The following is a 5,735-nucleotide window of genomic DNA, read 5'->3' on the forward strand; positions in this document are numbered from 1 at the left end:
GGGGTAGCGTCGGACACGTCGAGGTCTTTCGGATGGATGGCGTAGGAACCTCCATCGTCGGGAGACCTCGACGTCTATCTGCGGACCGACGCGCCCGGCCGACCTACACCGTCATCTGGGAAGAGCCGGGAAAGCCGGCGCACTGTGAATTTGCCGTCGGAACAGGCATTCGGAGTTGGGTGGGTCGTGCCGAATCTCAGGGAATCTCGATACCGGTCAGAACGAGCACCTTCTCCTGCGTCAGGTCCTCCATCGCCGAATGCACCCCTTCTTTGCCCATCCCAGAATCTTTGACTCCGCCGTACGGCATCTGATCGGCGCGGAAGCTCGGCACGTCACCGACGATGACCCCGCCGACGTCCAGGACGCGTGACGCCGTGAACGCCGTCTGCAGGTTCGACGTGAAGATGCCCGCCTGCAATCCGAATCGGGATTCATTGACCTGTTCGAATGCCTCCGCATCCGAGGCGACTTTGCAGAGTACGACAACGGGCCCGAAGACCTCGTGGTCCACAACCTTGGCCCCTGGCGGTGCATCCTCGATGACCGTCGGTTCGACGACTGCGCCCGTGCGTCCGCCGCCGGCCAGAACGGTGGCTCCCCCCTCGACGGCTTCCTCGATCCACTCCTCCACGCGTACGGCTGCGCGGTCGTCGATCAGGGGGCCGACGTCGGTCTCGTCGTCGTCGGGTGAACCGGTCGACAGCGACGCGACGTGAGCCAGAATGCGGCGGCGCATGGCGTCGTAGAGACTGTCGTGGACGAAGACCCGCTGCACCGCGATGCACGACTGACCCGCTTGGTACATCGAGAATCGTGCGATCCTCTCGGCTGCGTACTCCTGTTTTTCCTCGTCGGCCCAGTCTGCGCAGACCACCACCGCGGCGTTACCTCCGAGTTCGAGCGTGACGTGCTTGCGCGGAACGAGTTCTCGGATCGACCAACCCACCGGGACCGATCCGGTGAACGAGACAACCGGTAGCCGAGGGTCCACGACCATGTCCGATGCCTTGTCGTTGGAGACGGTCAGCACTGACCACGCACCCGCCGGAAGCGATGTCTCGGCGAGCATTCCGCCGAGCACCAAACTTGTCAGCGGGGTGGCCGGCGCAGGTTTGACGATGATCGCGCGCCGACCGCCAGGGCCGGTGCCACCTTGTGGGCCACCAGATTGAGCGGAAAGTTGAACGGTGCAATTCCGAGGATGGGACCGCGTGGGACGCGCTGAATCAGCGCCAAGCGGCCGTCCGATCCAGCGTCGGTGTCGAGTCGCTGAAGATGCCCGCTCCATCGTCGTGCTTCCTCGGCCGCCCACCGAAATGTCGACACCGCGCGAGCGACTTCGACTCGCGCCCACTTGATCGGTTTGCCGGATTCGGCAGAGATGAGCCGAGCGATTTCCTCCCGACGCTCGTGCAGACGCGTCGAGACATGTACGAGCGCATCCGACCGAACGTGGGCCGGCGTTCCCGCGAACTCGTCCGCCACCGCGGCGGACGCCTCGATCGCGGCGTCGACGTGTTCCGACGCCGCTTCGAACACCGTCCCCACGATGCGACCGTCGAACGGATTGCGGATCTCGGTAGCGACACCGCTGATAGTCGCTTCGCCGGCAACCCAGAACGGAAAGTGTGTGACGGACATCGGGATCTCCCTTTCGAGGGCCGAAAAGAATGCTCGCCGGCCCCGTGTCGGAGGCCGGCGAGCATCGAGGGCGTGCAGGGTCAGATCAGACGGAGACCGAGGTGGACGCGGATTTCTGCAGAACCTCGAGCGCCTCGATGAGGTACGTCCGGAACACCGGGTGGTTCTCGCTCATCGGGAAGTGCCCGATGTCCTTCATCTCGATGAACTTCGCATTCTTGATCTGCGCAGCTGTGCGGGCACTGTCCTCAGGGGTGGTGAGGTAGTCGTAGTCGCCGGTCAGCATGACGACCGGGCAACGGTCGCCGTCGATCTGGTCGAGCTTGTCGCGCAGGTCGTGGTCCACGGAGTAGAAGTGCAAGTCGCCCTTGAACGCCTCGGATCCCTGCGTGTAGTAGAACCAGGTCTTCCACCGGTCGGCTTCCGGCGACTGTGGTGCCATGAGATCCCATGTGCCACTTGCGCACACCTGCGCAGCGTTCGCGTGGGGGTGCTGCCACCAGTCGAGGTAGAAGCCCGGTGAGTAGTCGGCTCCCTCGACCGGGATGACTCCGGCGAAGCGTTCCGGATGGCGAAGCGCCAGCTGCAAGGCGATGTTGCCACCGAACGACGAACCCATGAAGATCGGATTCTCCAGTTCGAGTGCATCGACCAGGGCCACGATGAAGTTGGCGTAATGGTCGGCCGAGAGCTTGTACTCCTCTTTCCACCACTCTGTGTTCTCCGGCGGATCGGACTTGCCGTGGCGGGGCAGGTCGTACGCGATCACGCGGTAATTCTGCGTGATGTCCTCGTCTTCGAGCAGTCCACGCCACTGGTGGTTGTGGCACCCGGCGGTGTGCTGGCATACCAACGGTTGGCCGGTGCCGTTCTCTAGGTAGAAGACCTTGTACAGAAGACCGTCGACGTCGACATCGACGTAATGGCCGGTCACAGGTGAAATCTTGCTCATGTTCTGTTCCTTCGGTGAGTCGTGTGTGAGTCGGGGACTAGACCGGAACGCCGACGGCGCGCAGCAGTTCGATCTGGCGGGTAACGCAGCGCAGGTTCTGCATCAGGACGAGGACATCTCCCTCGAGCCTCATGTCGCGCTGGAACGACGCCGCCCAGATGCCGTGAAACATCGGTGCCGGAACGGGAACTCCAAAGCCCTGCCACGTCTCGACGCCGGCGCGGATGGCGAACTGATAGGGCCGGTCGAGCGGGCCTGGGTCGACGGCGATTGCGTGGACTTTGCCGTTCGACATCTCGATGACGAAGGAGTGGGTGTCCATGTCGAGGAGGTACGAGCAAGTGAAGTACGTGCCGTGCGCGGAGATCTCGGCGTCTGCGTCGGATGCTTGGGTGAACGCGTCGGCCCACTGTTCCGGGGTCTGGGTGGTGGTGTCGGTTGCTGTTGTCATGTGACCCATCACACGCTGGACCTGCGGGTTCGTCCAATACCAATCGGTCGCCCGATCGATAGGAAACAACTACTGGTGCTGGTCTAGCTGCGGGAATAGCATCGGGGACGTGAATCTTCCGTTGGAGCTCAGGCCGTTGTCGTATTTCGTGGCCGTCGCGGAAGAGCTTCATTTCGGCAAGGCAGCAGCGCGGCTGCATATCGCACAGCCCTCGCTCAGCGTGCAGATTCGCAAACTCGAACACTCCTTGGGAACCGCACTGTTCATCCGCGATTCCCGTCATGTCTCGTTGACCCCTGCCGGGGACAAGCTCCTCGACGGGAGCAGGCAGCTTCTCGCCGATGCCGAGCGTGTCGCGTCGTTGACACGTCAGGTGGGCCGTAGTGGGCGCAACAACCTGATCGTCGGATTCCAGGCGAACGCTGCCGCGGAACTGACGCCGGACATCTTGTCGGCTTTCCGTGCTCTCCACCCCGACGTCGCGGTCGAGATGCAGTCGTTCGACTTCACCGACCCCTACGTCGGGCTCGGCGACGGGTCGGTCGATGTCGCGTTCGTCAGGCCGCCGGTCGTCGTGCAGGACTGGCTTGCGCTCGAGACACTGTTCGTGGAGCCGAGAGTGCTTGTCGTAGCATCCACTTCGCCTCTGGCGCAGCAAGATTCGACCAGTGTCGAAGAAGTGGCGGGGCAACCGTTCGTCGCGAGGCGCAGCCCGGAATCATGGAGGGACTTCTGGCTCGCCGTCAGCTCGAGAGACGGTGAGACCGTTCGTCTCGGTGCCGAAGTCTCCACTGTCGACGAGTGTTTCGAAGCCATCCTCTCCAGCAAGGGCGTGGCGTTCTCACAAGCGTCGACTCAAAGGTTCTATGCGAGGCCAGGTTTGGCATTCGTTCCGGTTACGGGTATACCCCCCACACCGTTGTCCATCGGGTGGCGTTCGGACGTCGACTCGCCTCTGACCCGCGACTTCGTGGCTGCGGCCCGCCGTGTCGCCGTCGATTGTCCGGTTCCGAACTCGTGGGCACCCCCGACCGCCGGCGTTCCGTCGCTGCTCGATCGCTACCAAGCCAAGCTCACGTCCTGAGACCCTCCCACAGGGTCGAGACTTAAAGCTTTCCTCGTCCCGTCCGGACTTCTCTCTGCGCCCGCGGTGGTTCCACCAGGACCTCAGCGAAGACTCCGTCCTTGAGTCGCCACAAGTGAAACCGGGGCCGCTGAGTGGTGACATTCTTCAGGTGCTGGGCCCCTTGCAATTTCAGTGACTTCGTGTGGCGACTTGCTGTCCACAGATTCTGCCCTACCGTCGTCTCTGCCGGCCAGTCTTTTCATCAATATCTTCGACGAAGGCAGCCACCGACAGCCGATCAGCACTGCCGGCAAAGTGCGCGCGAAGCTCACGGTGAAACTCCTCACCAAAATCGAAGAGGGCTAGCGTGGCAATTGCATCTGACATCTCCTCCAGATTGGCCGCTAGGGCGGCTGCAAGAGCGAGGACCCAGGAGGCGGAGCGTTGGTCTGCAAATGCTGCAATCAACAGGGGCGCAGCGGCTTTGTCTGGACGACCAGCGTCTACCTCATGTTGGCCGATCTCGCCCCAAGGCCCGCCGTGTAGCACATCGCACTTCGCAGCAGCGAGACACCGCTTGACTGAGCCGGAAAAGCTCTCGATGGCGGAGCGATCACGCAGAACACGTTCGGCTTTCTTTGCGTCGCGAACTCCGTTCTCCATCCCACTTGAAAGTAAGAAGCTTGCGATTCCGTGCCTCAGACGCCATGCGGGATGCCAGACAGACGCTACCTTCAAGTACTCCTCGAACTGCTCCTTCGCCTGAGTGATCTGACCTTGATGCAGAGCGGAGTTGGCGTGTCCCCATTGAACGGGGCCATATCGTTTTAGAGTCTTGTTACCCATGAGCTGGGCGGATAGGACGATGGAGAACATGGCTGGACGGAAACGCAACTCTGCCGAGGACATCGTGCGCAAACTGCGCCGTGCCGACGAACTCACTGCGGCGGGCAAGACGCAGGAGGAGATCGCGGCGGAGCTCGAGGTGTCGGCGGCGACGTTGTACAACTGGCGGCGTCAGTACGGCGGGATGGACACCGATGCCGCGAAGGAACTCAGAGAGCTGCGCGAGCAGAACGGCAAGCTCAAACGCCTGCTCGCCGAGGCCGAGCTGGAGAAGGATGCGCTGCGGGAGGTAGCGAAGGGAAAATTCTGAGCCCAGCCGCCAAGCGCCGCGCCGTCGACATGCTCGTGAACACCATGAGTCTGTCGAAACGACTGGCGTGCAAAGCTGTTGGGCTTGCCCGCTCCACCTACGCACGAACACCGATAGCCGACACACCCGCGGACCCCGACGCGGCCCTGAGGGCCGCGTTGCGGACATACGCAGGCTCACATCCGCTGCACGGCTTCCGTCGCGCCTGGGCGCATCTGAGACACGACGAGGGTATGTCGGTGAACAAGAAGAAGGTGCACCGGCTCTGGAAGGAGGAGGGTCTGCAGGTTCGGATCTACCATCCACGCAAACGCACCGGCATCAGCTCGTGCCCGCAGATCGAAGCCGATGCACCGAAAGTGGTGTGGGCTATGGACTTTCAGTTCGATTCGACCGTCGACGGGAAGGCGATCAAGATCGCGTCGATGATCGACGAACACACCCGGCAGTCCCTGTTGAACATTGT

At 62.5% G+C, this 5,735-nt stretch carries 6 protein-coding genes and 1 pseudogene; 3 read left to right on the plus strand and 4 right to left on the minus strand.

The features are described 5' to 3' along the window. Positions 1–196 precede the first annotated feature (196 nt). The 3 genes and pseudogenes from MTX35_RS25065 to MTX35_RS25075 form a co-directional block, all read right to left on the minus strand. Positions 197–1,644: pseudogene (locus tag MTX35_RS25065) on the minus strand (aldehyde dehydrogenase family protein). 85 nt (positions 1,645–1,729) lie between these two features. Next, the gene (locus tag MTX35_RS25070) at positions 1,730–2,596 is read right to left on the minus strand and encodes an alpha/beta fold hydrolase (protein WP_008719926.1); all 867 of its coding nucleotides are present in this window, start codon (positions 2,594–2,596) and stop codon (positions 1,730–1,732) included. Positions 2,597–2,633: 37 nt separating this feature from the next. Beyond that, positions 2,634–3,047 carry a hypothetical protein gene (locus MTX35_RS25075; RefSeq protein ID WP_042940221.1) on the minus strand — a complete coding sequence of 138 codons (414 nt, stop codon included), beginning with the start codon at positions 3,045–3,047 and terminating at the stop codon, positions 2,634–2,636. Between the two features lie 109 nt (positions 3,048–3,156). Here MTX35_RS25075 and MTX35_RS25080 point away from each other — a divergent pair, with 109 nt between their 5' ends. Next, on the plus strand, positions 3,157–4,131 hold the full coding sequence (locus MTX35_RS25080) for a LysR family transcriptional regulator (RefSeq protein WP_243597456.1): 975 nt from the start codon (positions 3,157–3,159) through the stop codon (positions 4,129–4,131). Positions 4,132–4,344: 213 nt separating this feature from the next. Here the strand turns inward: MTX35_RS25080 and MTX35_RS25085 are convergent, their stop codons facing one another. Next, a complete protein-coding gene (locus MTX35_RS25085) occupies positions 4,345–4,989 on the minus strand; it encodes a hypothetical protein (protein WP_243597457.1) in 645 nt (214 codons plus the stop codon). On the opposite strand from MTX35_RS25085, the gene MTX35_RS25090 reads away from it, so the two are divergent. Both MTX35_RS25090 and MTX35_RS25095 read left to right on the plus strand, forming a co-directional pair. Next, positions 4,988–5,269: a transposase gene (locus tag MTX35_RS25090; protein ID WP_243597458.1), complete on the plus strand. Its 282-nt coding sequence runs from the start codon at positions 4,988–4,990 to the stop codon at positions 5,267–5,269. The two genes, MTX35_RS25085 and MTX35_RS25090, sit on opposite strands and share 2 nt — an antisense overlap. A gap of 44 nt (positions 5,270–5,313) precedes the next feature. Then, positions 5,314–5,735 (plus strand): IS3 family transposase (locus tag MTX35_RS25095; protein ID WP_243597459.1); only part of this gene is annotated, 422 nt, incomplete at its 3' end.

Origin of the sequence: Rhodococcus sp. ARC_M12 (genome assembly GCF_022810385.1) — a bacterium.
GTDB lineage: Bacteria > Actinomycetota > Actinomycetes > Mycobacteriales > Mycobacteriaceae > Rhodococcoides > Rhodococcoides navarretei.